This is a genomic window from Micrococcus sp. HOU01 (assembly GCF_035609305.1).
Lineage (GTDB): Bacteria > Actinomycetota > Actinomycetes > Actinomycetales > Micrococcaceae > Micrococcus > Micrococcus luteus.
In genome coordinates this window covers 992,571-1,018,424 of record NZ_CP141211.1, presented here as the reverse complement: position 1 = coordinate 1,018,424, position 25,854 = coordinate 992,571, and the positions used below count along the sequence as shown (strand labels likewise).

At 72.8% G+C, this 25,854-nt stretch carries 23 protein-coding genes and 1 pseudogene; 8 read left to right on the top strand and 16 right to left on the bottom strand.

Features of this window, described 5'->3' with window-relative positions; genetic code table 11:
• Positions 1-29 precede the first annotated feature (29 nt).
• Positions 30-638, bottom strand: a complete 609-nt coding sequence (locus tag SOY78_RS04820) for a twin-arginine translocase TatA/TatE family subunit (protein WP_049147241.1) — start codon at positions 636-638, stop codon at positions 30-32.
• A gap of 60 nt (positions 639-698) precedes the next feature.
• The gene (locus tag SOY78_RS04815; RefSeq protein WP_324701871.1) at positions 699-1,565 is read right to left on the bottom strand and encodes an anti-sigma factor; all 867 of its coding nucleotides are present in this window, start codon (positions 1,563-1,565) and stop codon (positions 699-701) included.
• Between the two features lie 196 nt (positions 1,566-1,761).
• Between SOY78_RS04815 and SOY78_RS04810 the strand changes: the two genes are divergently transcribed.
• Positions 1,762-2,412 carry an O-methyltransferase gene (locus tag SOY78_RS04810; protein ID WP_036316483.1) on the top strand — a complete coding sequence of 217 codons (651 nt, stop codon included), beginning with the start codon at positions 1,762-1,764 and terminating at the stop codon, positions 2,410-2,412.
• 78 nt (positions 2,413-2,490) lie between these two features.
• On the opposite strand, the gene SOY78_RS04805 is transcribed toward SOY78_RS04810, so the two are convergent.
• From SOY78_RS04805 to SOY78_RS04795, 3 genes are all read right to left on the bottom strand, one after another.
• Positions 2,491-2,661, bottom strand: coding sequence for a DUF3117 domain-containing protein (locus tag SOY78_RS04805; protein ID WP_002855133.1), 171 nt, complete (start codon positions 2,659-2,661; stop codon positions 2,491-2,493).
• Between the two features lie 180 nt (positions 2,662-2,841).
• The gene (locus SOY78_RS04800; RefSeq protein ID WP_256748779.1) at positions 2,842-3,186 is read right to left on the bottom strand and encodes a cell division protein DivIVA; all 345 of its coding nucleotides are present in this window, start codon (positions 3,184-3,186) and stop codon (positions 2,842-2,844) included.
• Positions 3,183-3,986 (bottom strand): TIGR00730 family Rossman fold protein, encoded by an 804-nt coding sequence (locus SOY78_RS04795; protein WP_256748778.1) that lies wholly within the window; start codon positions 3,984-3,986, stop codon positions 3,183-3,185. Before SOY78_RS04795 ends, SOY78_RS04800 begins: the two co-directional genes overlap by 4 nt.
• A 178-nt stretch (positions 3,987-4,164) precedes the next feature.
• Between SOY78_RS04795 and SOY78_RS04790 the strand changes: the two genes are divergently transcribed.
• The 4 genes from SOY78_RS04790 to SOY78_RS04775 all read left to right on the top strand — a co-directional run bounded on the left by SOY78_RS04790 (position 4,165) and on the right by SOY78_RS04775 (position 7,510).
• Positions 4,165-4,899, top strand: a complete 735-nt coding sequence (locus tag SOY78_RS04790; protein WP_189338153.1) for an amino acid ABC transporter ATP-binding protein — start codon at positions 4,165-4,167, stop codon at positions 4,897-4,899.
• A gap of 47 nt (positions 4,900-4,946) precedes the next feature.
• Positions 4,947-5,840 carry a glutamate ABC transporter substrate-binding protein gene (locus tag SOY78_RS04785; protein ID WP_271437894.1) on the top strand — a complete coding sequence of 298 codons (894 nt, stop codon included), beginning with the start codon at positions 4,947-4,949 and terminating at the stop codon, positions 5,838-5,840.
• 105 nt (positions 5,841-5,945) lie between these two features.
• Positions 5,946-6,626, top strand: a complete 681-nt coding sequence (locus SOY78_RS04780) for an amino acid ABC transporter permease (protein ID WP_041105308.1) — start codon at positions 5,946-5,948, stop codon at positions 6,624-6,626.
• Positions 6,623-7,510, top strand: a complete 888-nt coding sequence (locus tag SOY78_RS04775; protein WP_041105305.1) for an amino acid ABC transporter permease — start codon at positions 6,623-6,625, stop codon at positions 7,508-7,510. Before SOY78_RS04780 ends, SOY78_RS04775 begins: the two co-directional genes overlap by 4 nt.
• A 61-nt stretch (positions 7,511-7,571) precedes the next feature.
• Here SOY78_RS04775 and dapE read toward each other — a convergent pair whose 3' ends face one another.
• Positions 7,572-8,708, bottom strand: a complete 1,137-nt coding sequence (gene dapE / locus SOY78_RS04770; protein ID WP_250161757.1) for a succinyl-diaminopimelate desuccinylase — start codon at positions 8,706-8,708, stop codon at positions 7,572-7,574.
• A 69-nt stretch (positions 8,709-8,777) separates the two neighbouring features.
• Between dapE and dapD the strand changes: the two genes are divergently transcribed.
• Positions 8,778-9,743, top strand: a complete 966-nt coding sequence (dapD, locus tag SOY78_RS04765; protein ID WP_324701870.1) for a 2,3,4,5-tetrahydropyridine-2,6-dicarboxylate N-succinyltransferase — start codon at positions 8,778-8,780, stop codon at positions 9,741-9,743.
• A 255-nt stretch (positions 9,744-9,998) separates the two neighbouring features.
• The gene (locus tag SOY78_RS04760) at positions 9,999-11,006 is read left to right on the top strand and encodes a DUF559 domain-containing protein (RefSeq protein WP_324701869.1); all 1,008 of its coding nucleotides are present in this window, start codon (positions 9,999-10,001) and stop codon (positions 11,004-11,006) included.
• 96 nt (positions 11,007-11,102) lie between these two features.
• Here SOY78_RS04760 and SOY78_RS04755 read toward each other — a convergent pair whose 3' ends face one another.
• The 10 genes and pseudogenes from SOY78_RS04755 to SOY78_RS04710 all read right to left on the bottom strand — a co-directional run bounded on the left by SOY78_RS04755 (position 11,103) and on the right by SOY78_RS04710 (position 24,996).
• Positions 11,103-12,389, bottom strand: coding sequence for a citrate synthase (locus SOY78_RS04755; protein WP_141843310.1), 1,287 nt, complete (start codon positions 12,387-12,389; stop codon positions 11,103-11,105).
• A gap of 182 nt (positions 12,390-12,571) precedes the next feature.
• The gene (gene dapC, locus SOY78_RS04750; RefSeq protein ID WP_324701868.1) at positions 12,572-13,723 is read right to left on the bottom strand and encodes a succinyldiaminopimelate transaminase; all 1,152 of its coding nucleotides are present in this window, start codon (positions 13,721-13,723) and stop codon (positions 12,572-12,574) included.
• A gap of 5 nt (positions 13,724-13,728) precedes the next feature.
• Positions 13,729-14,055 (bottom strand): ferredoxin, encoded by a 327-nt coding sequence (gene fdxA, locus SOY78_RS04745; protein WP_002855160.1) that lies wholly within the window; start codon positions 14,053-14,055, stop codon positions 13,729-13,731.
• Positions 14,052-14,618 carry a hypothetical protein gene (locus SOY78_RS04740; RefSeq protein ID WP_135019381.1) on the bottom strand — a complete coding sequence of 189 codons (567 nt, stop codon included), beginning with the start codon at positions 14,616-14,618 and terminating at the stop codon, positions 14,052-14,054. The genes fdxA and SOY78_RS04740 overlap by 4 nt, the downstream gene beginning before the upstream one ends.
• Positions 14,611-16,521 carry a translational GTPase TypA gene (gene typA / locus SOY78_RS04735; protein ID WP_002855163.1) on the bottom strand — a complete coding sequence of 637 codons (1,911 nt, stop codon included), beginning with the start codon at positions 16,519-16,521 and terminating at the stop codon, positions 14,611-14,613. The genes SOY78_RS04740 and typA overlap by 8 nt, the downstream gene beginning before the upstream one ends.
• A gap of 148 nt (positions 16,522-16,669) precedes the next feature.
• A pseudogene (locus tag SOY78_RS04730) lies at positions 16,670-18,534 on the bottom strand (ABC transporter ATP-binding protein).
• Positions 18,531-19,721, bottom strand: a complete 1,191-nt coding sequence (locus SOY78_RS04725; protein WP_044659397.1) for an ABC transporter permease — start codon at positions 19,719-19,721, stop codon at positions 18,531-18,533. Before SOY78_RS04725 ends, SOY78_RS04730 begins: the two are co-directional and overlap by 4 nt.
• 5 nt (positions 19,722-19,726) lie before the next feature.
• The gene (locus tag SOY78_RS04720; RefSeq protein ID WP_044659393.1) at positions 19,727-21,247 is read right to left on the bottom strand and encodes an ABC transporter permease; all 1,521 of its coding nucleotides are present in this window, start codon (positions 21,245-21,247) and stop codon (positions 19,727-19,729) included.
• 162 nt (positions 21,248-21,409) lie between these two features.
• On the bottom strand, positions 21,410-23,266 hold the full coding sequence (locus SOY78_RS04715) for an ABC transporter family substrate-binding protein (protein ID WP_044659392.1): 1,857 nt from the start codon (positions 23,264-23,266) through the stop codon (positions 21,410-21,412).
• Positions 23,267-23,517: 251 nt separating this feature from the next.
• Complete coding sequence (locus tag SOY78_RS04710) at positions 23,518-24,996, bottom strand: phytoene desaturase family protein (protein ID WP_044659391.1); 1,479 nt, start codon at positions 24,994-24,996, stop codon at positions 23,518-23,520.
• Between the two features lie 65 nt (positions 24,997-25,061).
• Here SOY78_RS04710 and zupT point away from each other — a divergent pair, with 65 nt between their 5' ends.
• Positions 25,062-25,850 carry a zinc transporter ZupT gene (zupT, locus tag SOY78_RS04705; RefSeq protein ID WP_044659390.1) on the top strand — a complete coding sequence of 263 codons (789 nt, stop codon included), beginning with the start codon at positions 25,062-25,064 and terminating at the stop codon, positions 25,848-25,850.
• Positions 25,851-25,854: the final 4 nt, after the last annotated feature.

The following is a 25,854-nucleotide window of genomic DNA, read 5'->3' as shown; positions in this document are numbered from 1 at the left end:
GGCCGGGGCACCCGACGCGCGCGACGGCGTCAGGTCGCGTCGACGTCGAAGGGGGCGGGTGCCAGCCCGAGCAGCTCGAGGGGGTCCGGTGCGGTCTCCACGGCGGCAGGACGCTCCTCGGCGAGGGCCTCGGCGCGGCCGGAGGCCATCAGGGCTGCGGCGGCGCCGCCCACGGCGGCCGCCCCGGCGGCGGGCGCGGTCGACCGGGTCTGTGCGGCGGCACCGGACTCCGCGGCGGCGGTGCTGCCGGCCCCGGCGGGGCGGCGGAAGAGCGTGCGCGGATCCATGTCCGCCAGGTCCTGGCGGGTGAGGCCGCCGTGCACGTCCTCGGCGCTGACGCCCGTCGCCTGCGCCGCCCGGGACGCGGGCGTGGACGAGCCGCCGGCAGGCTCGCGGAGCGCGTCGCGGATGATGCGGCGCGGGTCGTACTGGCGGGGGTCGTACTTGCGCCAGTCCACCTCGTCGAAGTCCGTGCCGGTCTCCTCCTTGAACTGCGCCTTGGCACCCTCGGCCTTGTCGCGCATGACGCGCAGCCAGTCGGTGAAGGCGCGCGTGTACTCGGGGAGCTTCTCCGGCCCGAGGATGACGATCGCGAGCACCGCCAAGATGATGAACTCGCCGCCGTTGATACCAAACACCCTCCCAACTCTACTAGAGCGGCACCGCCCCACAGCCCGGAGCCGCGGGGGCGGGGCGGCTCAGCCGCGGGGGCGCGGCACGGCGTCCGCGATGCGTTCGAGGCCTCGCTCGAGGCGTTCCTCGACGGCGTCGCCGCCGCCCAGCTCGAGCACCCGTGCCCGCTCGGAGACCAGCAGGTGGGTGAGGACCGCGTCGGCGCGCTCGTCCGGCAGGCTGGCCTCCACGCGGTAGGCGGCCTGGGGCGTGGTCAGCTCGGCCGTCCAGCCGTCCTGCTCCCCCGCCGGGACGATCCGGTAGACGCCGCCGCCGGCCAGCCGACGCTCCTGTGCCCCCGTGCTCAGGGGCGCGGTCGAGGCACAGCCCTCCGGGGTGGCTCCCTCGATCCGGGGTCGGCACTCGCGGACGGTCACGGTCGGCTCGTCCCGGCCCCAGCCGACGACGACCTCCACGTCCTCGGCCGTCTGGGTGGTGTCCACGGTGAGCGGCTCCAGTCCGGCCCCCACGAGGGAGGGCACCGTCCAGCCCTGACCCCGCAGCTCCGCGACGGTGCCGCGCCGGTCCGTCGACGCGGTCCCGGCCGCCGGCAGGGCGACGGTGTCCGTCGGGGCCGTGCGCTGGGCCGTGGTGCGGGGCGCGCCGGCCACCCAGACCGCGGTGAACAGCCCGCCGAGCAGGACGACGAAGGTGAGCAGCCCCACCACGAGGCGGCCGGAGACGCCGCGGGCGCGCAGCACCGGGGCGACGACGGCGCCGGCCGGACGCTGGTGCACCGTGCGGGCGGCGTCGAGCACGCGGGCCCGGGCCTGGACGGTGGCGCGGCACTCGGGGCAGCGGTCCAGATGGCGGGCGATGCGCTCCCGGGACGCGGCGGGGAGGGCGCCCTCGAGGTAGGCGTCCATGTGGCGCTGGGTGTGTCGACGTCCCATGCGGCCACCTCCTCGGTCCTCGCGTGCCCGGCCCGGCGAACGGCCTCCCGCACGGCGGGAGCCGGTTCGTGCCGTGTCCCATCATCGGCCCGCCTCCTGGGAGAACACTGGGTCGCGGCCGCGTGCCGGCCCGTACACTGGCCCGCGTCGCCCGTGCCGCGGGCGAGGTCCCGCCGTCGTCGTCCCGGAGTCAGCCATGAGCGCCCTGCAGCCCCAGCCCACCGACAAGCACGCGTCCTGGGCCTGGTCGGAGAGCCGGGCCACCGAGGACGACGTCGTCCTGCGCGCCCGCGAGCGCGCCGCCGAGCTGGACGTGCCGCCGGTGAGCGAGGGGACGGCGGCCCTGTTGACGGTGCTGGCGGCCACGCGTGCCCCCGCGGCGGTCGTGGAGGTGGGCACGGGCGCCGGCGTCTCGGGTCTCGCCCTGATGCGCGGTCTGCCCGAGCGCACGGTCCTCACCACCGTCGATCCGGACGCGGAGGCCCAGCGTGCGGCCCGCGAGGCGTTCTCGGAGGCACGCCTGCCCACGAGCCGCACCCGCATGATCACGGGGCGCTCCCGGCTCGTCCTGCCCCGGCTCACGAGCGGCGCCTATGAGATGGTCCTGGTGGACGGGGACCCGGCCGCGCGTCAGTTCGACGTCGAGCAGGCCGCGCGCATGCTCGCCCCCGGCGGCGTGCTCGTCGTGGTGGACGCCCTCGACGGCGACCGCGTTCCCCGGCCCGCCGTGCGCGACGAGTCCACCGTGTCCGCCCGGGCGGTGGACCGCCTCATCCGGGAGGACGAGCACTGGCTGTCCGCCGTCGTCCCCTCCGGCACGGGCGTGCTGATCGCGGTGCGCCGCTGATCCGCGGCGTCGCCGGGGACGCGGACGCCCCGCGCACCGTGACGGTGCGCGGGGCGTCCGCGTCGAAGGGGTCCGGGCTCAGGCCTGGATGACGCCCTCGAGGCACTCCTTGAGCTCGCGGGCCTCGTCCGCGTTGATCTCCAGCACGAGACGGCCGCCGCCGTCGATCGGCACGCGCATGATCAGGCTGCGCCCCTCCTTGGTCACTTCCATGGGACCGTCCCCGGTGCGGGGCTTCATGGCGGCCATTGCGACTTCCCTTCTGGATGATGTTCCCGTCACGGCGTCCGGCGACCGCGGGAGCGGGCACTGACCGGACGCCTCCGGCGCCCCCGCACGCGGGCGTGCGCGAGGCCGGTCACATCACCATTATCGCGGATTCCGCGTGCTCGCGCCAAACGATGGCCCGCACCGAGCCCGGCCCGCGACTCAGGCGCGCGCCGCCGGATCGCTCCGGGACGGGTCGGCGGCCTCGAGCTCGGCCAGCCGGGCCCGCAGTGCGGCCGCCTCGTCCTCGCGCTGCGCGAGGGCGTCCCGCAGCCGCAGCAGGACGGCGTCCACCTGGTCCCGCTGGTAGCCGGGCACCGCGACGGCCAGCCGCAGCAGGTCGACATCCGCCGCGCGCGGCCACTCCGGCAGCAGCACGGGGTGCCCGGGCGTCCTCCCGGCCGGGTCGCCGGCCCGGAGCGTGAGCCGGCCCGCGAGGGCGGCGGCCAGGGCCGCCAGCACGACGACGAGCACGGCCACGAGGACGATCCACTGCGGCCCGCTCACGCGTCGGCCCTCCCCGCCGAGCGGAGCACGCACGCGACGGCCTCCTCCGCCGTGTCCACGAGCTGGACGAGCTCCGGGTCCTCGGGCGAGATCATGCCGCGCTCCACGAGCGTGCCGCGGATCCAGTCCACGAGCGGGCCCCAGAAGCCGCGGTCCACGAGGACCACGGGGAAGCGGGTGACGGTGCCGGTCTGCACGAGGGTGAGGGCCTCGAAGAGCTCGTCCAGGGTGCCGAGGCCGCCGGGCAGCACGACGAAGCCCTGCGCGTACTTGAGGAACATGACCTTGCGGACGAAGAAGTAGCGGAAGTCCACGCCCACGTGCACCCAGGGGTTCAGACCGGTCTCGAACGGCAGGTCGATCCCCAGGCCCACGGACTCTCCACCGGCCTCGTGGGCGCCCCGGTTGGCGGCCGCCATGGCGCCGGGCCCCCCGCCGGTGATGACCGTGTACCCGGCCCGGGCCAAGCGGGTCCCGACCTCGTGGGCCAGGACGTACTCGGCGCTGCCCTCGGGCGTGCGCGCCGAGCCGAACACGGAGACCGCGGGACCCAGCCCCGCCAGGGTGCCGAAGCCCTCGACGAACTCCGCCTGGATGCGCAGGACACGCCAGGCCTCGGACGTCGTCGAGGCGACGTCGGCGGCGGGGCGTGCGGCGTCGCCGGGCCGCCGGCCGTCGAGGAGGAGCTGGTCGAACGTGGGGGTGCGCGCCGCCTCCCCGCGCAGGACCTGCCCGCCGCGGCGGACGCGCTGGGGCTTGGCGGCGACGTCGCCGCCCGAGGGGTGCTCATGTGGGGCCATGGCGCCAGCCTAACGAGCCGGCGGGCCGCCGGGGCCGGCGTCGCACGGCGCACCGCGCCGGGTGTGGCGTGCGCTATATTCCACTGGCATGACGCAGATCACGCCTGAGCAGCCCCACGGCGCCCACCTCCCCGACGAGGCCGGTGTGCGGCGCCGTCGCGGTGCCGCGGGCGATGACCTGATCGTCCTCGAGGGCGTCAACAAGCACTTCGGCGACTTCCACGCCCTCCGACAGATCGACCTGCGGATCCCGCGCGGCCAGGTGGCGATCGTCCTCGGCCCGTCCGGCTCCGGCAAGTCGACGCTGTGCCGCACGATCAACCGGCTCGAGACCATCGACGACGACGGCGGCCGCATCCTGATCGACGGACGGCCGCTCCCCACCGAGGGCAGGCAGCTCGCCCAGCTGCGCGCCGAGATCGGCATGGTCTTCCAGTCCTTCAACCTCTTCGCGCACAAGTCGATCCTGGAGAACGTGACCCTCGGGCCCATCAAGGTGAAGGGCAAGCGCCGGGCGGACGCCGAGCGGCACGCCATGGAGCTGCTCGAGCGCGTGGGCGTGGCCGCCCAGGCCAGGAAGATGCCGGCCCAGCTCTCCGGCGGGCAGCAGCAGCGCGTGGCCATCGCCCGCGCCCTGGCGATGGAGCCGAAAGCCCTGCTCTTCGACGAGCCGACCTCCGCCCTCGACCCCGAGATGGTGCAGGAGGTCCTCGACGTCATGGTCCAGCTCGCCGAGGGCGGCATGACCATGGTCGTGGTCACCCATGAGATGGGCTTCGCCCGCAAGGCCGGGGACCGCGTGGTCTTCATGGCCGACGGCGCCATCCTCGAGGACACCGACCCCGACACCTTCTTCACGAACCCCCGACACGAGCGCGCCCAGGACTTCCTGGGCAAGATCCTCGCGCACTGACCCCGTCCCCCGTCGCACCCCACCGCACCGAACCAGAGGAGAGCACCATGCTCCGCACGAAGCTCCTGACCCTGTCCGCCGTCACCGCCGCGGCCGCGCTGTCCCTCACCGCCTGCGCCCCCTCCTCGTCGCAGGGCGGCGGTGGCGACGCCGCCGGCTCGTCCTCGGCCGGCGAGTCGACGTCGTCCGGCTCCGGCGAGAGCCTGCGCATCGGCATCAAGTTCGACCAGCCGGGCCTGGGCTACCGCGAGGGCTCGGCCCAGCCCACCGGCTTCGACACGGACGTGGCCCGCTACGTGGCGGACAAGCTCGGCGTGGCCGAGAAGGACATCGAGTGGGTCCAGACCCCGTCCGCGAACCGGGAGAACGCCCTGGAGAACGGCGAGGTCGACATGATCTTCGCGACGTACTCCATCACGGACGCCCGCAAGGAGCGCGTCGACTTCGCGGGCCCGTACTTCGTGGCCGGCCAGGACCTGCTGGTCCGCGCGGACGACACCGCGATCACCGGCCCCGAGTCCCTCGAGGGGAAGAACCTCTGCTCCGTCACCGGCTCCACCTCGGCCCAGAAGATCAAGGACCAGTTCGCCTCCGGCGTGAACCTGGTGGAGCAGGGCGGCTACGCCGAATGCGTGACCTACCTCGAGTCCGGCCAGGTGGACGCCGTGACCACGGACGACATCATCCTCGCGGGCTTGGCCGCCGCCGACGCCAACAAGGGCAAGTTCAAGGTCGTCGGCAACACCTTCACCACGGAGCGCTACGGCGTCGGTCTGCCGAAGGACTCGGAGCGGTGCGAGGACATCAACGAAGCCATCAAGGAGATGAAGGACTCCGGCGAGTGGGAGAAGGCCCTCGAGTCCAACACCGAGGGCACGGGCTACACCTACGACGAGACGCTGAACTCCGGCGAGGACGCCGAGTTCGAGCCCTGCGCCTGACAACCTGCGCCGCCGGGTGGGCCTGGGACGTGACCTGAACCGTCACCCTCGGCCCGCCCGGCGGCTCCCCTGCCCGTCAGCCTTGTCCCGACCCTCGGAGAAGTCATGGAATCGATCTCCTCGCTCCTCGCGGACTACGGCGCGGACATCCCGCTCGCGTTCTGGACGAACATCAGGCTCGCGTTCCTCGCGACCCTCGGCTCGTTCGTCCTCGGCGTGGTGCTCGCCCTGTTCCGCATCTCGCCCGTCCCCTCGCTGCGCGCCCTCGGCGCCGGCTACGTCAACGTAGTCCGCAACACCCCGCTCACGATCATCATGCTGCTCGGCGTGCTCGCCGTCTGGGGACAGCTGAAGATCAGCTTCTCGTCCGACTTCACGCTGAACTTCTTCATCTACGCCGTGATCGCCCTCTCGCTCTACCACGCGGCGTTCATGTGCGAGGCGATCCGCTCCGGCGTCAACACCGTCCCGCTCGGGCAGGCCGAGGCCGCCCGCTCCATCGGCCTGGGCTTCCTGCCCGCGGCCCGCCACGTGATCCTGCCCCAGGCGCTGCGCGGGGCCATCACCCCGCTGGGCAACACCGTGATCGCGCTGACCAAGAACACCACCGTCGCCGCCGCGGCGTCGGTGGCGGAGGCCTCGGGCCTGATGAAGCGCATGATCGAGTTCAGCCCGGACTTGATGGTGGCGATCTTCCTGACCTTCGCGATCGGCTTCTGCCTGATCGTCATCCCCATCGGCCTGCTGACCACGTGGGCCTCGGAGAAGTGGGCGGTGGCCCGATGAGTGCCCAGGCCTCCGTCCTCTTCGACGCCCCGGGTCCGATCGCCCGCCGGCGGATCCTCCTCGCCAACCTCGTCTCCCTCGCCGCGGTGTTGGTCGTGGCGGTGCTCGTGCTGATCCAGATGAACGCCACCGGCCAGCTCTCCGGCCGCCGCTGGCTGGCCGCCGTCGACGGCAACGCGTGGCGGAACTATTACCTGCCGGGCCTGCAGTTCACCCTGCAGTCCGCGGGCATCGCCGTGGTCTCCTCCGTGGTGTTCGGCCTGGTGTTCGGCTTCCTGCGGCTGGCCCCGGTCGGCCCGGTGCGCTGGCTGGCCGCCGTCGTCGTGGAGTTCTTCCGGGCCGTGCCGGTGCTCGTGATGATGGTGTTCTTCTACCAGCTGTTCGCACAGGTCGCGCGCTCCGGAGCGATCCAGCCCCAGGACGGCCCGTACTACGCGGTGATCGCGGCGCTGACCCTGTACAACGGGTCTGTGATCGCGGAGCTGGTGCGCTCCGGGGTGCGCTCGCTGCCGCGCGGCCAGCGCGAGGCGGCCGCGGCGGTGGGCATGACGAGCACCCAGTCCCTGCGGCTCGTGGAGGTGCCTCAGGCCCTCATCGCCATGCTGCCGTCGCTGCTGAGCCAGTTCGTGGTGATCCTCAAGGACTCGGCGCTGGGCTACCTCATCGGCTTCTTCGAACTCCTGCAGTACGCCCGCCAGCTCGGCTCCGGCAACGGCAACATCCTGCAGTCCCTCGTGGTGGCCGCGATGATCTTCATCGTGATCAACTTCCTCCTCACCTGGGCGGCCACCCGGCTCTCGCGGCGGCTGTCGTCGCGGACGGCCGGCGACGCCAGCGCCCCCACGACCCCGCGCGTCGGGGCGCCCACGGACACGGCGGGCTGACCGGGCGGCGGGCGAGGCGGGCCCGCGGGTCGGGCGGCTGGCACCGGCCGACGTCGTCGGGTCAGCCGGCCAGCCAGGCCGTGAGCGCCGCGAGGCACGCGTGGACCGCCTCGCGGGGCACGTGCTCGTCGTCCGTGTGGGCCAGGAGGGCGTCGCCGGGGCCGAAGTTGACCGCGGGCACGCCCAGCTGGGAGAACCGGGCCACGTCCGTCCACCCGTACTTGGGCTGGGGCTCTCCCCCGACGGCGGCGACGAACGCGGCGGCGGCAGGCCGGTCCAGACCGGGGCGGGCGGCGGGCGAGGCGTCGTCGATCCGCACCTGGGCGTCCCAGTCCACGCCGGCCCCCTCCAGCACCGTGCGGACGTGCGCGTGGGCCTGCTCGAGGGTCTTGTCCGGAGCGAACCGGTAGTTCAGGTCCACGGACGCCTCGTCCGGGATGACGTTGCCCGCGACGCCGCCGGCCACGCGGATCGCGTGCAGCCCCTCGCGGTACTCCAGGCCCTCCACCGTGACCGTGGCCGGCTCGTACGCCGCCAGGGCGGTGAGCACGGGGGCCAGCTTGTGGATCGCGTTGTCGCCGCGCCAGGCGCGGCCCGAGTGCGCCGCGACACCGGAGAAGGTGACGCGGTACCGGCACGTGCCGTTGCAGCCGCCCTCCACGACGCCGTCGGTCGGCTCGAGCAGCACCGCGAAGTCGCCCTCCAGCAGCTCGGGGGCCTGGCGGGCCACGCGGGCGAGGCCCGAGAGGTCCGAGGAGACCTCCTCGTGGTCGTAGAACACCCACGTGACGTCGTGCACGGGGGTCGGGCCGTCCGCGCGGCCGAAGCGGCCGGCCAGGGCCAGCTGCACGGCGACGCCGGACTTCATGTCCACGGCCCCGCGGCCGTACAGCACGTCCCCGTCCCACGCCGAGGGCACGGTCCCGCGCGAGCCCGGCACGGTGGGCAGGGGCACCGTGTCCAGGTGCCCGGCCAGGATCACGCGGGTCGACCGCCCCAGAGCGGTGCGGGCGACGACGGCGTCCCCGAACCTCCGCACCTCGAGGCCGCCGAGGGCGCGCAGGGCCTGCTCGACGGCGTCGGCCAGCGGCCCCTCCTCCCCCGAGACGGAGCGCACGTCCAGCAGGGTGGCGGTGAGCGCCGCGACGTCGAGGTCCGGATCGGCGAGGTCGGGCAGGGACACGGGGGTGAGACTCATGTGTCCAGTCTACGGACGGGCCTCTCGCCGCCCTGCAGCGGGCCCCGGCCGCTCAGTAGGCTGAGGCGCATGACCCAGACCGACGCACAGCAGCCCTCCCCCCGTCTCGTCTCCGGCCACGGCCTGGCCACCACGGCCGCCGACGGCGCCGTCCTGGACGTGTGGTTCCCCGCCCCCGTGGCCGGTCCGCTCTCCGCTGCGGACGCCTCGCTGCGCGACGCCCTGCGCGCCCTCGCCGCGGACGACGCGGACCGCGGGACCACGCAGGCCGTCGTCGAGCTGGAAGTCGACCTGGACGCCGCCCCGGCCTCCACCGCGGACGCGTGGCTGCGCCTGCACGCCCTCTCGCACCGCCTGGCGCGGCCGAACGAGCTCAACCTCGACGGCGTCTTCGGGCTGCTCACCAACGTGGTGTGGACGAACCACGGACCCTGCGCGGTCGCCGACTTCGAGCTGACGCGGGCGAGGCTGCGTGCCCGCGGCGCCGTGCAGGTGTACGGCGTGGACAAGTTCCCGCGCATGACGGACTACGTCGTGCCCTCCGGGGTGCGCATCGGCGACGCGGACCGGGTGCGCCTGGGCGCCCACCTGGCCGAGGGGACGACCGTGATGCACGAGGGCTTCGTCAACTTCAACGCGGGCACCCTGGGGCACTCGATGGTGGAGGGCCGGATCTCGGCCGGCGTCGTGGTGGGCGACGGGTCGGACGTCGGAGGCGGCGCGTCCATCATGGGCACGCTCTCCGGCGGCGGCACCCAGCGGATCGTGATCGGCGAGCACGTGCTGCTCGGCGCGAACTCCGGCGTGGGCATCTCCGTCGGCGACGACTGCGTGGTCGAGGCCGGTCTGTACGTCACCGCGGGCACGCGCGTGAGCGTGCTGCAGGACGGCGAGGCGGCGCGGACCGTGAAGGCCGTGGACCTCTCCGGCGTGCCGAACCTGCTGTTCCGCCGCAACTCCACCACGGGCCGGGTCGAGGCCCTCCCCCGCGCCGGCCGGACCGTCGAACTGAACGCTGCGCTGCACGCGAACTGACCCGTCGCGCCCGGCCCGCGGCTCTTCCCTCCCCTCCCCGTTCCCCGCCGCGTTGGGGGGCGATTTCCGGTGGTATCCCGCCGGGATAACGCCCACTATCGCCCCCGGAGCTCCACGGCGGTCCGGGGGCGGGGCGACGACGGCGGCACGCGGCGCGGGCCGCCGGCTCCTGCACAGCAGCGCCCGCCCCGCGCGTCATCCCCGTGCCGCGGCCAGCGCGCCCCGGGCGCCTCGCCGGCGTCGTCCGATGGGTGCATGCCGCGCGTCGTCATTCCTCTGCCGCCCGACCAGCCCGCCGTCCTGTTGGCCACGGACCTGGCCCGACTGGGGCTGCCGCCCGACCGCGCCCGCCGGTCGGACCTGGAGCGGGTCGGACAGGGCTTCCACCGGCAGCGGGCACGCCCTGGCACGGGCTGGGCCGACCTGGGCCTGCCCGAGCCCGGGCACGGCTTCTCCCCCGATCACCTCGCCGCGCTCCTGCGCCGACGCCCGGATGCCGTCCTCTCCCACGAGACCGCGGCCCACCTGCACGGCCTGCCGATGCCCGCGCGAGCCTGGCGGCGGCGCGACCCGGCGACCGGCGAGCTCGAGGCCGACCCGCCGGTGCACCTCACCGTGGCCCGGGGGACACGACGCGTCCGGCGGGCCGGACTGATGGACCACCGGCGGCCGCTGGCGCCCGAGTTCGTCACGCACGTGCACGGCCTGCGCGTCACCACGGTCGATCGCACCTGGCTGGACCTGTGCTCCCTGACTCCCCCGTGGACGTTCGAGGACCTCGTGGCCGCCGGGGACCACGCCGTCCGGCACCCGTGGACGCCCGCGGGCCGGACGGATCCGGCCACCACGATCGCCGCGCTGCGGTCGGCGCTGCACGCGTCCGGACGCTTCCACGGCCGCCCGGCCGCCCGGGAGGCGCTGGATTCCGTTCGCGTCGGGGCGGACTCGCCGCCCGAGACCCGCCTGCGCCTCGCCCTCGTGGCCGGCGGGCTGCCGGAGCCGGAGCTGCAGGCCGCGCTCGAACCCGAGGACCCCTTCTCCCCCGTGGCCGACCTCGCCTACCGCCACGTGCGCCTGGCCCTGCAGTACGACGGTGCCGGGCACCGCACGCGGGAGCAGCAGGCGCGCGACGCCCGCCGGGACCGCTACGGCCAGGCGCGCGGCTGGACGACGCTCCGCGTCACCTGGGCGGATGGGCGCGAGGACTTCCGTGGCGTCGTCGCGGTGGTCCGACGCCGCCTCGGCCCCTCCGCCTCGACGTAAGCACGCTCCGGCGAACGCATTGGGGGCGGTTTCGGGTGGTATTCCGTCGGAATACCACCCGAAACCGCCCCCAAACGCAGGGTCAGCGCCCCCGGGTCAGCGCTGCGGGTACTGGCGCAGCTGCTCGCCCACGTAGATCTGGCGCGGGCGGCCGATCTTGGTGGCCGGGTCCTCCATGAGCTCGCGCCACTGGGCGATCCAGCCGGGCAGGCGACCGAGGGCGAAGAGGACGGTGAACATCTTCTCCGGGAAGCCCATGGCCTTGTAGATCACGCCGGTGTAGAAGTCGACGTTCGGGTAGAGCTTGCGCTCCACGAAGTAGTCGTCCGCGAGGGCCTTCTCCTCGAGGCGCTGGGCGATCTCGAGCAGCTCGTCGTTGCCGCCCATCTTGGACAGGATGTCCTCGGCGGTCTTCTTGATGATCTTGGCCCGCGGGTCGTAGTTCTTGTACACGCGGTGGCCGAAGCCCATCAGGCGGACGCCGTCCTCCTTGTTCTTCACCTTCTCCATGAAGTCCTCGGGCTTGATGCCGTCGGACTGGATCGTGCGGAGCATGTTCAGCACGGCCTCGTTGGCGCCGCCGTGGAGGGGGCCGTAGAGGGCGTTGATGCCGGCGGAGACCGAGGCGAACAGGTTGGCCTGGGTGGAGCCCACGAGGCGCACGGTGGAGGTGGAGGCGTTCTGCTCGTGGTCGGCGTGCAGCATGAGCAGCAGGTCGAGGGCCTTGACCACGTCCGGGTCGATCTCGTACTCCTCCGCGGGCACGCCGAAGCACAGGCGGAGGAAGTTCTCCACGTAGTTCAGCGAGTTGTGCGGGTACATGAACGGCTGGCCCAGGGACTTCTTGAACGCGTAGGAGGCCAGCACCGGCAGCTTGCCCAGCAGGCGCACGGTGGAGATGTGGACCTGCTCCGGGTCGTGCGGGTCCAGGGAGTCCGGGTAGAACGTGGACAGCCCGGACACGGAGGAGGACAGCACCGGCATGGGGTGCGCGTCCCGCGGGAAGCCGTTGAAGAACAGCTTGAGGTCCTCGTGCACCATGTTGTGGCGCAGGATGTTGGTCTCCCAGGCCTCCAGGGTCTCCTTGGACTCGGGCAGCTCGCCGTAGATCAGCAGGTAGGCGACCTCCATGAACGAGGAGTTCGCGGCGAGGTCCTCGATGGCGTAGCCGCGGTAGCGCAGGATCCCCTCGTCGCCGTCGATGAACGTGACGGCGGACTTGGCGTTCGCCGTGTTCATGAAGCCCGGGTCGTAGGTGACGTCGCCGGTCTCCTTCAGGAGCGGGGCGATGTTGATGCCGTTGTTGCCTTCGGTGGCGCGCTCGACGCCGAGGTCCAGGCTCTGCTCGCCGACGGTCAGCCGGACGGACTCGTTCTGGGTCACGGGTGTGCTCCCTCGTTCTCTACTGGATGGTCCGGGCCCGCGCGCCGGTCAGGCACGCGCCCACGGGGACGACTCTGCTCCAAACTACCAAGGACCGGGTCCGATCGCCCCGCCCGTCCGCTCCGACGTCGCCGCGTGACCGCGGCGGCCGCGGGCGTGTGGGAGCGGTGTGCCGGCCGCGCTCAGCGGCGCAGCGGACCCCGCGCGGCGAGCCGGCGGGCGGCCTGCTCCACGGCCTCGTCCGTGGCGGTGATCGCGACGCGGACGTAGCCGTCGCCGGCGTCGCCGTAGAACACGCCGGGTCCGGCCACGATGCCGAGGTCGGCGAGCTCGCCCAGCAGGTCCCACGAGTCCTGCTCCGTGGCCGCGGCCGGGTCGGTGTCCGCCCGGCGGGTCCACAGGTACAGGCCCGCCTCGGAGTGGTCCACGGCGTGGCCGGAGGCCTCGAGGGCGGCGCGCAGGGCGTCGCGGCGGCGACGGTAGCGGTCCTTCTGCTGCGCCACGTGGCCCTCGTCCGCCAGTGCCACGGCCATGGCGTGCTGCACGGGGGCGGGCACGATCATGCCGGCGTGCTTGCGCGTGTTCACCAGGGTGGCCACCAGCCCCGGGTCGCCCGCGGCGAAGGCGGCGCGGTAGCCGGCGAGATTGGACTGCTTGGACAGCGAGTAGACGCTCAGCAGGCCCGTCAGGTCGCCGCCGGAGACCTCGTCGGACAGGATGCAGGGCACGACGGCCCCGTCCCACGCGTCCCAGCCGAGCTCGGCGTAGCACTCGTCCCCGCACACCACGGCGCCCACGGCACGGGCGGCGTCGACCGTGCGGCGCAGCGCCGCCGCGTCCAGCACGGCGCCGGTGGGGTTGGCCGGCGAGTTGGTCCACACGAGGCGCACCCGCTCACGCACCTCGGGCGCCAGCGCGTCGAGGTCGTCCGCGGCCACGGCCTCCGCCCCGGCCAGCAGCGCGCCCACCGCATAGGTGGGGTAGGCGGCCTCGGGGTGGACGACGACGTCGCCTGCGCCGAGCCCGAGCAGCGTGGGCAGCCACGCGATGAACTCCTTCGACCCGACCGTGGGCACCACGGCCGCCGGGTCCAGCCCGGGCACCCCGCGGCGCCGGGCGTACCAGTCGACGACGGCGCGACGCAGGGCGTCCGTGCCGTGCGTCGTCGGGTAGCCGTGCGCGTCGGCGGCCTCGGTCAGGGCCCGGCGGATCAGCGCCGGCGTCGGATCCACCGGCGTTCCGATGGACAGGTCCGCGACGCCGTCCGGGTGGGCGGCGGCACGCTCACGGTAGGGGGTGAGCGTGTCCCACGGGTAGTCCGGCAGCGTCAGCATGGGGCTCAGGCGTCGGCGTTCTGCAGGGGCAGGGCGGAGATGATCGGGTGGTCCTTGGCGATCATGCCCAGCTTGGCGGCCCCGCCCGGGGAGCCCAGGTCGTCGAAGAACTCGACGTTGGCCTTGTAGTACTCGGCCCACTCGTCGGGGGTGTCGTCCTCGTAGTAGATGGCCTCGACGGGGCACACCGGCTCGCACGCACCGCAGTCGACGCATTCGTCCGGGTGGATGTAGAGCATGCGCTCACCCTCGTAGATGCAGTCCACGGGGCATTCGTCGATGCACGCCTTGTCCTTGACGTCCACACACGGCAACGCGATCACGTAGGTCATGGCTGACCGTCCACCTCTCTCTGGGCACGGGGTTGCGGGGCTGCGGTCCAGGGTACTCGCTCCCCCGGACGCGTTTCGCGGGCGGTCACAGTGGCCCGGCAGGGGCGCGTGGCGGCCTCGGCGGCCTCCGCGGGTCGGCGGTCCAGCCGCCGGCCCGCGGCCAGCAGGACCAGGCCGAGCGCCGGCTGGCCGACGTTCCAGGCCACGGAGGCGACGACGGCGCCCGGCGCCGCCGCCCACAGGCCGGCCGTCCAGGACAACCCCAGGGCGTCGTCCACCGGCAGGCGCTGCAGGGCCAGGACGGCGGTGAACGCGCCGGCGACGACCGCGGCCCCCGCCGGCAGGGCGCGCCCGCCGCGGCCCGCGCGTCGGACCATCCACCAGCGCTGTGTCGAGCCCACGAGCACAAGCGCCAGCACCGCACCCCAGGGCAGGGTCCAGCCGCCCGGCAGGGAGGCCAGGTTCAGATGGACGGCGGTGCCGAGCGCGCCGGCGACGACGCCGAGCAACGCCCCGCCCACCACGTCGGCGGGCCGGGCGCGGCGGCGGGGACGCTCAGGCACGGGCGCGGGCGCGCGCGGCCTTCAGGCGCTCATTGGCGTCCAGGACGACCTTGCGGATGCGGATGTCCTCGGGGGTGATCTCCACGCACTCGTCCTCGCGGGCGAACTCGAGGGACTCCTCAAGGGTGAGCCGGCGCGGGGGCGTCAGGCCCTCGAACGACTCGGAGGAGGCCGCACGCATGTTGGTGAGCTTCTTCTCCTTGGTGATGTTCACGTCCATGTCGTCGGCGCGCGAGTTCTCGCCCACGATCATGCCCTCGTACACCTCGGCGCCGGGCTGCACGAAGAAGGTGCCGCGCTCCTGCAGGTTGATCATGGCGAACGGCGTGGCGGAGCCCGCCCGGTCGGCCACGAGGGAGCCGTTGGTGCGGTACTCGATCTCACCGGTCCACGGCTCGTAGCCGGCCGCGTAGGAGGAGGCGATGCCCGCGCCGCGGGTCTCGGTGAGGAAGCGGGTGCGGAAGCCGATCAGGCCGCGGGCCGGGACCAGGAACTCCATGCGGATCCAGCCCGTGCCGTGGTTGGACATCTCCTGCATGCGGCCCTTGCGGGCGGCCATGAGCTGCGTGACCGCGCCCATGAACTCCTCGGGGATGTCGATGGTCATGCGCTCCATCGGCTCGTGGACCTTGCCGTCCACGGTCCGGGTGACCACCTGCGGCTTGCCCACGGTGAGCTCGAAGCCCTCGCGGCGCATCTGCTCCACGAGGATGGCCAGGGCGAGCTCGCCGCGGCCCTGCACCTCCCACGCGTCCGGGCGTTCGGTGGGGAGCACCTTGAGCGAGACGTTGCCGATCAGCTCCTTGTCCAGGCGGTCCTTCACCTGGCGCGCTGTGACCTTGGCGCCCTTGACGCGGCCGGCCAGCGGGGAGGTGTTGATGCCCACGGTCATGGAGATGGCCGGGTCGTCCACCGTGATCAGCGGCAGCGGCTTCGGGTTCTCCGCGTCGGTGAGGGTCTCGCCGATCATGATGTCCTCGATGCCGGCGACGGCGACGATCTCGCCCGGGCCGGCCTCCTCCGCGGGCACGCGCTCGAGGCCCTTGGTGGCCAGCAGCTCGGTGATCTTCACGGTCTTCAGGGCGCCGTCCTGGCGGGCCCACGCGACCTGCTGGCCCTTGCGGAGGGTGCCGTTGAAGATGCGCAGCAGCGCGAGGCGGCCGAGGAACGGGGAGGCGTCCAGGTTGGTGACGTGCGCCTGGAGGACCTCGCCCTCGGTGTAGGACGGGGCCGGGATGTGCTCCATGATCACGTTGAAGAGGGCCTCGAGGTCCTCGGCCTCCGGCAGGGCGCCGTCGGCGGGCTGGGTCAGGGAGGCGCGGCCGGCCTTGCCCGAGGCGTAGACGACGGGGACGTCCAGCACCGAGTCGAGGTCCAGGTCCGGATCCTCCTCGGCCAGGTCCGAGGCCAGGCCGAGCAGCAGGTCCATGGAGTCGGAGACGACCCCGTCGATGCGCGCGTCCGGGCGGTCCGTCTTGTTGACCACGAGGATCACGGGCAGCTTGGCGGCGAGGGCCTTGCGGAGCACGAAGCGGGTCTGGGGCAGCGGGCCCTCGGAGGAGTCCACGAGCAGCACGACGCCGTCCACCATGGACAGGCCGCGCTCCACCTCGCCGCCGAAGTCGGCGTGGCCGGGGGTGTCGATCACGTTGATGGTGACGGTCTCGCCCTCGGGGGCGGACGGGCCGGAGTAGAACACCGTGGTGTTCTTGGCGAGGATCGTGATCCCCTTCTCCTTCTCCAGGTCCCCGGAGTCCATGACCCGCTCGGCGACGTCGCCGTGCGTGTTGAAGGCACCGGTCTGGCGCAGCATGGCGTCCACCATCGTGGTCTTGCCATGGTCCACGTGGGCCACGATGGCCACGTTGCGCAGATCGGAGCGGCGGGTTTCGGTCGAGGTCATGGGCGTCCTGTCCGGTTCGACATCAAAGGGGTGGAGGCGCACGACGACGGCGGCCCCCGTGCGATTGTACGCGCAGGGGCCGCCGTGGACAGGCGGGCCGGTGGGCCCGGGGTCGGCGGCGGGACGCGCCCGCCGCCGACCCGCGCGGTCAGTAGACGCCCTCGCCGAGGGAGGCGAGGAACTCGCGGCGCTCCTGGCGACGCTCCGCCTGCTGGTCCGGGTCCGGCACGGGCGCCGCCGCCAGGAGGCGACGGGTGTACTCCTCCTTCGGACGGTGGAGCACCTCCTCCGTGGGGCCCTGCTCCACCTGGCGGCCGTCCTTGAGGACGAGCACCTTGTGGGCCAGCATATCCACCACCGCGAGGTCGTGGGACACGAACAGGCACGCGAACTCGTAGCGCTGCTGCAGCTCCGCGAACATGTCCAGCACGGCGGCCTGGACGGACACGTCGAGGGCCGAGGTCGGCTCGTCCGCGATGAGCACCTGGGGGTCCAGGGTCAGGGCGCGGGCGATCGAGATGCGCTGGCGCTGACCGCCGGAGAGCTCGTGCGGGTACCGGTTCACCACGGAGCGCGGCAGACGCACCGCGTCCAGCAGCTCCTCGGCGCGGGCCAGGCGCGAGCGCCGGTCCCCCACCTTGTGCACGACCATCGGCTCGGTGATGATGTCGCCGATCGGGAACCGCGGGTCCAGCGAGGCCGCCGGGTCCTGGAAGACCACGCCGATGTTCTTGCGCAGGGCGCGCTGCTCGGCCTTGGGCATCGTCGCCAGGTCGTGGCCCTGGATGCGCAGCGAGCCCTCCGCGATGGTGAGCAGGCCGAGGACCGACTTGGCGATGGTGGACTTGCCCGAGCCGGACTCGCCCACCAGGCCCAGGATCTCGCCCGGGGCCACCTGGAAGCTGACGTCGTGGACCACGCGGTTCTTCTTGCCGCGGTGGTCGTACTCGAGGTGGAGGTTCTCCGCCTCGATCGCGTACCGGGCCTGCGTCTGCGTGGCCGTGACCGGCTCCGGCTCTGCCACCTCGAGGGGCTCGCCGAGGCGCGGCACCGCCGAGAGCAGCTTCTGGGTGTACGGGTGCCGGGCGTGCTGGAGCACCTGGTGCACCGAGCCCTGCTCCACGAGCTCGCCGTGGAGCATCACGCACACCCGGTCCGCCATGTCCGCCACCACGCCCATGTTGTGCGTGATGAGCAGGATGCCGGTGTTCATCTTGTTCTTCAGGGAGCGCAGCAGCTCCAGGATCTCGGCCTGGACCGTCACGTCGAGCGCCGTGGTGGGCTCGTCCGCGATGATCACCTTCGGCGAGCAGCTGATCGCCATCGCGATGACGATGCGCTGGCGCTGGCCGCCCGAGAACTGGTGGGGGTACTGCTTGAGCCGGGTGGCGGCGTCGGGGATGCCCACCATGGTGAGCAGCTCGACGGCGCGCTTGTCCGCCTCGGTGCCGTAGGCGATGCCGTGCAGTTCGAGGGCCTCCGTGAGCTGGTCGCCCACGGTGAGGACGGGGTTCAGGGCCGTCATGGGCTCCTGGAACACCATCGCCACCTCGTCGCCGCGGATGTCGCGCAGCTGCCCCGGGGTCATGGTGAGCACGTCGCGGCCGGCCAGCTGCACGGAGCCGGTGATGTCCGCATTGCCCGGGAGCAGGCCCATGGCGGTGGCGCTCGTGACGGATCGCCCACGAGGGCGACAACCTCGCCGGGCTTGACGTCGAACGTCACGCCCTTGACCGCGTGCACCTCGCCGAACTCGGTCGCGAACTTCACGTCCACGTCGCGGAAGGCGAGCACCGGCTCGCCGCCCAGGTCGTCGTGGCGGGCCACGACGCCCATCGCGCTCGTCGCGGGGCCCGGAGGCACGCCGCCGTCGCCGGAGGAGCCGGGCACGGCGGCGCCGCGCGCCTCGAGGTCGGCCGACGACGCCGCGTGCGAGCCCTGCCCGCCGGCGGTCACGTCGTTCTCGTTCTTCTTGCCGAACATGGATCGGCCTTTCTTGTCGTTCGCGCTCATCGCTGACCGTCCTCGTCCGCGTCGGAGATCCGTGCGGATCCGCCGGCCTCCTCCGCGGGGGCCTCGATCCGGCCGGCCGTCGGGGCCGCGGCCAGACCGCCCGCCGTCGTCGCACCGGCCTCGGTGGCGGCCGCGCGGCGGCCGAAGAAGCGGGGCCTGCGGTGGGCGCCCGCGCCCTGGCGCGGGTCGAAGGCGTCGCGCAGGCCGTCGCCGAGGAAGTTCACGGACAGGGCGATCGCGAGGATGATCATGCCGGGCCACCAGAACAGCCACGGACGGGTGGTGAACGCGTTCTGATAGTCGGAGATGAGCAGGCCCAGGGACGAGTCCGGCGCCTTCACGCCGAAGCCGAGGAAGGACAGCGAGGTCTCCAGCAGCACCGCGCCCGCGATGGCGAACGTCGCGTTCACGACGATCACGCCGATCGTGTTGGGCAGCAGGTGCTTGAAGATCAGGCGGCCCGGCTTGGCGCCCATGGCGACGGCGGCCGCCACGAACTCCTTCTCGCGCAGGGACAGGACCTCGCCGCGCACGAGGCGGGCCAGGGACGTCCAGGACACGAGGCCGAGCACCACCGCGAGCGGGAGGATGCCCATCTTCATGCCGCTGGCCATCTGGCCGAGCACCGCGGCGAGCACGAGCAGCGGGATGACGATGATCAGGTCGGTCAGGCGCATCAGCACGGAGTCGACCCAGCCGCCGAAGTAGCCGGACACGGCGCCGACGACCGCGCCGATCACGGTGGAGAGCAGGCCCACGATGGCCGCGATGATCATGGACTGCTGGGTCCCGCGCATCACGAGGGCGAAGTAGTCCTTGCCCGTGGTGTCCTGGCCGAAGGGATGCTCGCCCCAGCGGATGCCCTCGCCCCCGAAGGCCTGCGGCACGACCGAGAGCGTCGGGCGACCGCCGTTCACCACGGACGCCGCGGCCGTGTAGGACTTGTCCCACCAGCCGGGGATGCCGGCGAAGCCGATGGAGGAGAACGCCATCAGCGTGATGAAGACCAGCACGATCAGGGAGATCATCGCCGCCTTGTGGCGGAAGAACCGCTTGCGGACCAGGGCACCCTGGGAGTAGGACTTCCCGGCCTTGGCGCGGAGCTTGGCGTCCTCCGCCTCCGCGAGGTCGAAGATCTGCTTCTCGTCGAGCTGCGCGCCCGTCGTCGAGGAGTTGTTGGTGGTCATCTGGCTCACACTCGAATCCGGGGGTCGAGGACGGCGTAGAGCACGTCCGCCACGAGGTTCATCAGCACGGCGGCGGTGCCCGTCACGAGGAAGAACGCCATCACGGGCATGGGGTCCACGTCGCGCAGGCCGGTGGCGAACAGCTCGCCCATCCCCTTCCAGCCGAACACCTGCTCCGTGATCACGGCGCCGCCGATCAGGCCGGCGAAGTCGAAGGCCATGATCGTGGTGATGGGGATCAGGGAGTTGCGGAACGCATGCTTCAGGATCACCTGGCGCTCCGGCAGGCCCTTGGCGCGCGCGGTGCGGATGTAGTCCTGGCGCGAGACCTCGAGCATGGAGGAGCGCGTATACCGCGAGTACGTGGCCACCGAGATGATGGTCAGCAGGATGGTGGGCAGCAGCAGCTGCGCACCGCGGTCCAGGAACACCACCCAGAAGTGGGCGTCCAGGTTCGGGGTGCCCGAGCCGATCGTGGAGATCGGGCGCGGCTTGACCTTCAGGAAGGTCGGCCAGTAGTTCATCAGGTGCTCCGCCACGATCGCCACGCCCATGATCAGGGCGGTCACCAGCGAGGCGGACACGGCCGAGCCCTTGGAGAAGCCGCCGAGCAGGCGGCCCACCAGGATGGCCACCAGCACGAGGATGACGCCGAGGCCGGCCAGCAGCAGCGCGGACGGCGTCCGCCACAGCAGGCTGTAGGTGGCGTAGTAGGAGACGAGGCCGATCGCGGCCGTGACCAGGGCGGCCTTGAGGACCGATCGGTTGCGCAGACCGGAGATCACCGCGGTGGCGCCGACGGCGGCGGCCAGGCCGATGACCAGCTGCACGACCGGGCCCATCTGCGGATGCCGCCAGAAGTCGACGGCGAACAGCACCCAGCCGGCGAGCAGGATGAACGCGGCGGTGGCGCCGAACGTGAAGGCGCGCCGCTTGAGGTCGCCCGCCATGACGGCCTGCAGGACCAGGCCCGCGAGGACGGCGACCCCGATGAGGAGGGGCCAGTTCAGCTCGGGGCTGCGGATCCAGTCGTTGAACCGGATCCCCATGTACTCCTTCAGGAGCACGGCCGCCCAGAACACGGGCAGCGAGAAGAAGAGGAAGATCAGGAACGTGACCACGTAGTCGAGGCCGGAGTACTGGCGGATCGCGGTGACGATGCCGATCGCGATGCCGATGATGATCGCCAGGACGGTCGCGAGCACCACGAGGCGCAGCGTGGAGGCCGCGGCGTTGCTCAGCAGGTCACCGACGGACTGACCGTTCCGGCTGAGGCCGAGGTCGCACTGACCGGTGACGCAGCCGCCGATGCCCTGGAGCCAGTCCCAGTACCGGGCGTACCAGGGCTGGTCCAGCCCCATGAATTCGGTGCGGGCGGCGATGAGGGTCTCGCGGTTGGGGTTCTGTGACTCTCGCAGGTCCTGGAGGGGGTCACCCGAGTGGGCCACGAGGAAGAAGAGCAGGATCGACGCGCCGAACAGCACCAGGAGGGAGCTGCCGAGGCGCTTGAGGATGAATTTCAGCACAACAGGGGGTGACCTTCCGTGCGAGTGCAAGGGAAAGGGAGGGGTGCGGGTTCGCCGCGGTTCACGGCCAGAGCCCGGCCGGTGCCCGGCCGGGCTCTGTCCTCGATCCCGACGCCGGCGGTCCGCGGGAGGCGGACCGCCGGGTCAGAGGTCAGCGGGGCGTCACTCCTGGACGCGGACCCACTGCTCCACGTTCCACAGCGCACCCGACTGGGCGGCGGTGTCGCGCACGTTGGCGACGTCGGCCTTGTGGCCGACCAGACCCGGGTGAGCGTACAGCGGGATGGCCTGGAAGTCCTCCCAGAGCAGCTTCTCGATGGTCTTGACCTGCTCGAGCTGCTCGTTCTCGTCCAGCGAGGTGGCGAGCTTGTCCCAGGCCGCGTCCACCTCGGGGTTGTTGTAGCTCTGCTGGTTCTGAGCGCCGTCCGACTGGTAGATGTTCGCGCCGGAGGCCTTCTGGCCCGAGCCGGCCCAGGCGTAGAGGGCGGCGTCGTAGTCACCGGCCGGCATGACCTCCTTGAAGAACACCGGCGAGTTGGCGTCCTGCACGTCGAAGCCGGCCTGGTCGCAGGAGCTCTTGATGAGCGCGACGGTCTCGGTGCGACGCTGGTTGCCCGCCTGGTAGCCGAGGCGGACCGTGGGCGTGGAGACGCCCGACTTCTCGACGAGCTCCTTCGCCTTCTCGATGTTCGGCTCGTCCATCTCCTTCGGGTAGGCCTCGTCCACGACCTCCTGGTACTTGTCCTGGAAGGGGAAGACCTCGCGCAGGTTCATGACCTGGGCGTCCGCATAGATCGGCTTGATCAGGTTGTCCACGATCTGCTGGCGGGGCAGGCAGAGGGCGAAGGCCTCGCGCAGCTCCGGGGAGTCCGCGAAGACGGAGCCCTCGCCGCGGTTGTAGTCCACGTGCTCCCAGGTCAGCTGGTCACCGGTCTGGACGTTGACGTCCTCGCCGAGGCCCTCGAGCTGCTGGAGGGTGTCCACGGTGGCCTGCGGCTCGATGACGTCGAGGTCGCCGTTCTGCAGGGCCTGCACGTGGGTCTTCGGGTCGGCGAAGCGGAGGACGAGCTCCTTGGTGGCCGGCGGGGTGCCCCAGTACTCAGGGTTGGCCTCGAGAGTGATGGACTGGCCGGCCTGCCAGCCGCCGTCCTTGAACTTGTAGGGGCCCATGGAGGGCACCAGCGAGGCGTCCGGCAGCTCGCCGGGGCTGAAGTCCCAGCCGTCGTTCCAGAACTCGGCCGCCGGGGTGAGCGCCTCGACGTCCTTCTCCTTCGCAGCGGTGACGAGCTCCTCGAAGCTCATGCCCGCCTCCTTGGCGACGATGTGCGCCGGCAGCGCGGTGCTGATGAGGATCTCCCAGTCCGCGTAGGGCTCCGGGTAGGTGACGGTGAACTCCTTGCCGTCGGCCTCGCCCTCGGGCGCCTCCGGGATGTACTTGCCCTGCTCGAAGGAGATCGAGTCGAACAGCGGGGTCTCGGAACCCTCGGCCTTGACCGTGTCGTTGTTCGCGGCCCAGTGCACGATGAAGTCGCCGGCGGTGACGGGGGTGCCGTCGGACCACTTGGCGTCGTCGCTGATGGTGTACTTCACGGTCAGCGGGTCGTCCGAGGTCTTCTCGTACGTGCCGAAGTCCTCGTTCGGGATGATCGAGCCGTCGGTGCCGAAGTACCAGAAGGACGAGAACATGCGGTCCGCGACGGCCGAGTTGTACGTGGTGTACGTGTTCGACTGCAGGCCGTTGTAGGACAGGAAGTCGTCGGCGCCCACCGAGTAGGCGATGGAGCCGTCCTGGGTCTTGACGTCGCCCAGGTCGGCCATCTCCGGCCCGGAGGCCTCGGCGGTGAGCTTCTGGCCCTTGTCCCCTTCGATGACGTTGCCGGCGCCCGAGTCGCCGCCCTGGCTGGCGCCGGAGCCGTTGCTGGATTCGCCTGCGTTGCCGCCGCCCGGGGCGCACGCGGAGAGGATGAGGGCCGAGCCGGCGGCCAGGGCCGCGGCAGCGGAGAGCTTCGTGTACTTCATGGAAGGTGCTTCCGTTCATGAGAGGTGCAAGGACGTCGCGCGCCCGCATCCCTGTGGGGATCCGATGGTGCGAGACGACCCCCGGGCCGTTCCGCCGAGACGGGACGTTCCGTGAGATGAACCACACTGTAGCGGGCACATTCCGATTCGCGAAAGTCCGGATCCGGATCAGTCTCAGCCGTGGCGCACAGCGGTCGCCGACACCCCGGCAGACCCCGGCACGGCGCCGCTCCGCCCGGGCGGCGGCGCGGTCAGCGACGACGGTCCGCCAACAGAGTCCGCACGGCCCACGCCCCGCCCATGCCATGGACGCCGGCGCCCGGCGGGGTGGAGGCGGAGGCCAGATACAGCCCGGCCCGGCCCGCCCGGTGCGGCCGGGGCGACGCAGTGGGGCGCAGGAGCGCGCGCGCTCCCGCGAGCGATCCCCCCGCGATGTCGCCGCCCACGAGGTTCGGGTTCCACACCTCCAGGTCGGCCGGGCGCATCGCGACCGCGGCCTGGATCCGGTCCCGGAAGCCGGGTGCGTGCCGCTCCACCTCCGCCTCGATCAGCGGACGGACGTCGCCGGGGTGGCCGTGGGGCACATGGGCGTAGGACCAGACGACCGTGTGCCCCCGGGCGGGCCCGGTGGCCCGTGTGGGGTCCGCCGCCTGCTGCTGACAGAGCATGACGAAGGGCCGCGCCGGCATCCGGCCGGCCGCGACGTCGTCCTCGGCCCGCCGGATCTCGGCGGCGGTCCCGCCCAGATGCACCGTCCCCGCGCCCGCGAGCCGGGCGTCGCGCCACGGGATCGGCCCGTCGAGCAGGAAGTCGACCTTGGACACGGACGGCCCGGGGCGCCACCGGCGCAGGGCCGCGGCGTAGCGCGGCGGCAGGCCCGTGCCGGCGACGCGCAGCACCTGGCGCGGGGTCAGGTCCAGCACGACGGCGTCCGCGGCGGGCAGCGCGCGCAGGTCCGTGACCTCGTGGCCCAGGTGCAGCCGCCCGCCGTGCGCCCGCAGCACCGCCACGAGCGACTCGACGATCGCCCCCGACCCGCCGCGCGCCACCGGCCAGCCCGAGCTCATCCCGAGCGCGCCGAAGAGCGCACCGAACGCCGCCGTCAGGGGCCGGCTCGAGGGCAGGATCGCGTGGGCCGCCGAGCCCGTGAACAGGGCGCAAGCGGCCGCCGTGCGGAACATCGCCCGGCCCAGCAGATCGGCCGGCCACGGGGCGCGCAGGCCGAAGCGGGCCATCGCCACCGGATGGGGCGGGGGTCGCAACACCGGGCCGAGCGCGCCCGCCAGGATCTCGTCGACGTGGTCGACCAGGGCCCCGTGCACGGCCCGCCAGGCCCGCGCGTCGACGCCGAGACCCACGGCGGTGGCCTCGAGGTCCCGGTGCAGGAGGGCGGCCGGCCCGTCCGGCAGCGGATGTCCCATCGGCACGGCCGGGTGCAGCCAGGCGAGCCCGTGGTCCGTCAGCCCCAGCTCCCGGAACACGGGGCTGGCGACGCCGAACGGATGGCCCGCCGCCCCGAGGTCCACCACGGTCCCCTCCCCCAGCACCGGCGCGGACGCGCACGCGCCGCCGGGCACCGGGGCCCGCTCGAACACGTCCACCTCCCAGCCCTCGCGGGCCAGCAGGGCGGCGGCGGTCAGGCCGTTGGGTCCGGCGCCCACGACGACGGCGCGGCCCGGCTCGACGCCCCGGGGCAGGGCGAATCCGGGGCCGGTGGCGGTTTCGGTCATGGTCTCCTCCTGTAGTCCCTAGGATGGTCGCACCCCGCCCGCCGCCCGTCAGGAGGCCCTCCCCCGTGGACCCGTTCTGGACCGCGCTCGCTCTCACGACGTTCGCCGGGCTGGCCACGGTGCTGGGCGGCGTCCTGGCGATCGTCGGACGCGCGCCCTCGGGCCGCGGGCTGGGGGCCGCCCTCGGCCTCGCCGCGGGCGTCATGCTCGCGGTCTCCTTCCTGGAGATGCTGCCGGCCGCCGTCGAGGGGCTGGGCGGGGCGGTCGGCCCCGCGGCGACCGCCGTCGCGGTGGCCGCCCTGATCCTCGGCGCAGGCTCCTACGTGCTGCTCGAGCGCGCCGTCCCCGACCCCGTCTCGGAGATGCCGGGCGACGTCGACGACCCGGCCGGCCTGGACCGGCGGCGGATGCTGCGCCTGGGCACGGTGACGGCCCTGGCGATCGGCCTGCACAATCTGCCGGAGGGCTTCGTCACCTTCGCCGGCACCCTGCAGGATCCGTCGGTGGGCCTCGCGCTGGCCGTCGCGATGGCCGTGCACAACGTTCCCGAGGGCGTGGCCGTGGCCGTGCCCGTGCGGCAGGCCACCGGATCGCGGCGCAAGGCCTTCGCGTGGGCCGCGTTCACGGGGATCGCGGAGCCGCTGGGCGCGCTGATCGGCTGGCTGCTGCTGGCCCCGTTCCTCACACCCGCGCTCCTGGCCGCCGTCTTCGCGGCCGTGGCGGGCGTGATGGTGACCGTGAGCCTCGACGCGCTGCTGCCCGCCGCCCGGGCGGCCGGGGGCCGCGCCGCGGCGCTGGGCGGCGTGCTGCTGGGCGTGGCCGCGATGGCCCTCTCACTGGACCTGCTCTCCTGAGCGC

What these genes read in the sequence shown, in the direction of transcription:
- SOY78_RS04815 (WP_324701871.1), bottom strand. Translation starts at nt 1,565, where the DNA reads ATGGGACGTCGACACACCCAGCGCCACATGGACGCCTACCTCGAGGGC.
- SOY78_RS04810 (WP_036316483.1), top strand. Translation starts at nt 1,762, where the DNA reads ATGAGCGCCCTGCAGCCCCAGCCCACCGACAAGCACGCGTCCTGGGCC.
- SOY78_RS04805 (WP_002855133.1), bottom strand. Translation starts at nt 2,661, where the DNA reads ATGGCCGCCATGAAGCCCCGCACCGGGGACGGTCCCATGGAAGTGACC.
- SOY78_RS04795 (WP_256748778.1), bottom strand. Translation starts at nt 3,986, where the DNA reads ATGGCCCCACATGAGCACCCCTCGGGCGGCGACGTCGCCGCCAAGCCC.
- SOY78_RS04785 (WP_271437894.1), top strand. Translation starts at nt 4,947, where the DNA reads ATGCTCCGCACGAAGCTCCTGACCCTGTCCGCCGTCACCGCCGCGGCC.
- SOY78_RS04780 (WP_041105308.1), top strand. Translation starts at nt 5,946, where the DNA reads ATGGAATCGATCTCCTCGCTCCTCGCGGACTACGGCGCGGACATCCCG.
- SOY78_RS04775 (WP_041105305.1), top strand. Translation starts at nt 6,623, where the DNA reads ATGAGTGCCCAGGCCTCCGTCCTCTTCGACGCCCCGGGTCCGATCGCC.
- dapE (WP_250161757.1), bottom strand. Translation starts at nt 8,708, where the DNA reads ATGAGTCTCACCCCCGTGTCCCTGCCCGACCTCGCCGATCCGGACCTC.
- dapD (WP_324701870.1), top strand. Translation starts at nt 8,778, where the DNA reads ATGACCCAGACCGACGCACAGCAGCCCTCCCCCCGTCTCGTCTCCGGC.
- SOY78_RS04760 (WP_324701869.1), top strand. Translation starts at nt 9,999, where the DNA reads ATGCCGCGCGTCGTCATTCCTCTGCCGCCCGACCAGCCCGCCGTCCTG.
- dapC (WP_324701868.1), bottom strand. Translation starts at nt 13,723, where the DNA reads ATGCTGACGCTGCCGGACTACCCGTGGGACACGCTCACCCCCTACCGT.
- fdxA (WP_002855160.1), bottom strand. Translation starts at nt 14,055, where the DNA reads ATGACCTACGTGATCGCGTTGCCGTGTGTGGACGTCAAGGACAAGGCG.
- typA (WP_002855163.1), bottom strand. Translation starts at nt 16,521, where the DNA reads ATGACCTCGACCGAAACCCGCCGCTCCGATCTGCGCAACGTGGCCATC.
- SOY78_RS04725 (WP_044659397.1), bottom strand. Translation starts at nt 19,721, where the DNA reads ATGACCACCAACAACTCCTCGACGACGGGCGCGCAGCTCGACGAGAAG.
- SOY78_RS04715 (WP_044659392.1), bottom strand. Translation starts at nt 23,266, where the DNA reads ATGAAGTACACGAAGCTCTCCGCTGCCGCGGCCCTGGCCGCCGGCTCG.
- SOY78_RS04710 (WP_044659391.1), bottom strand. Translation starts at nt 24,996, where the DNA reads ATGACCGAAACCGCCACCGGCCCCGGATTCGCCCTGCCCCGGGGCGTC.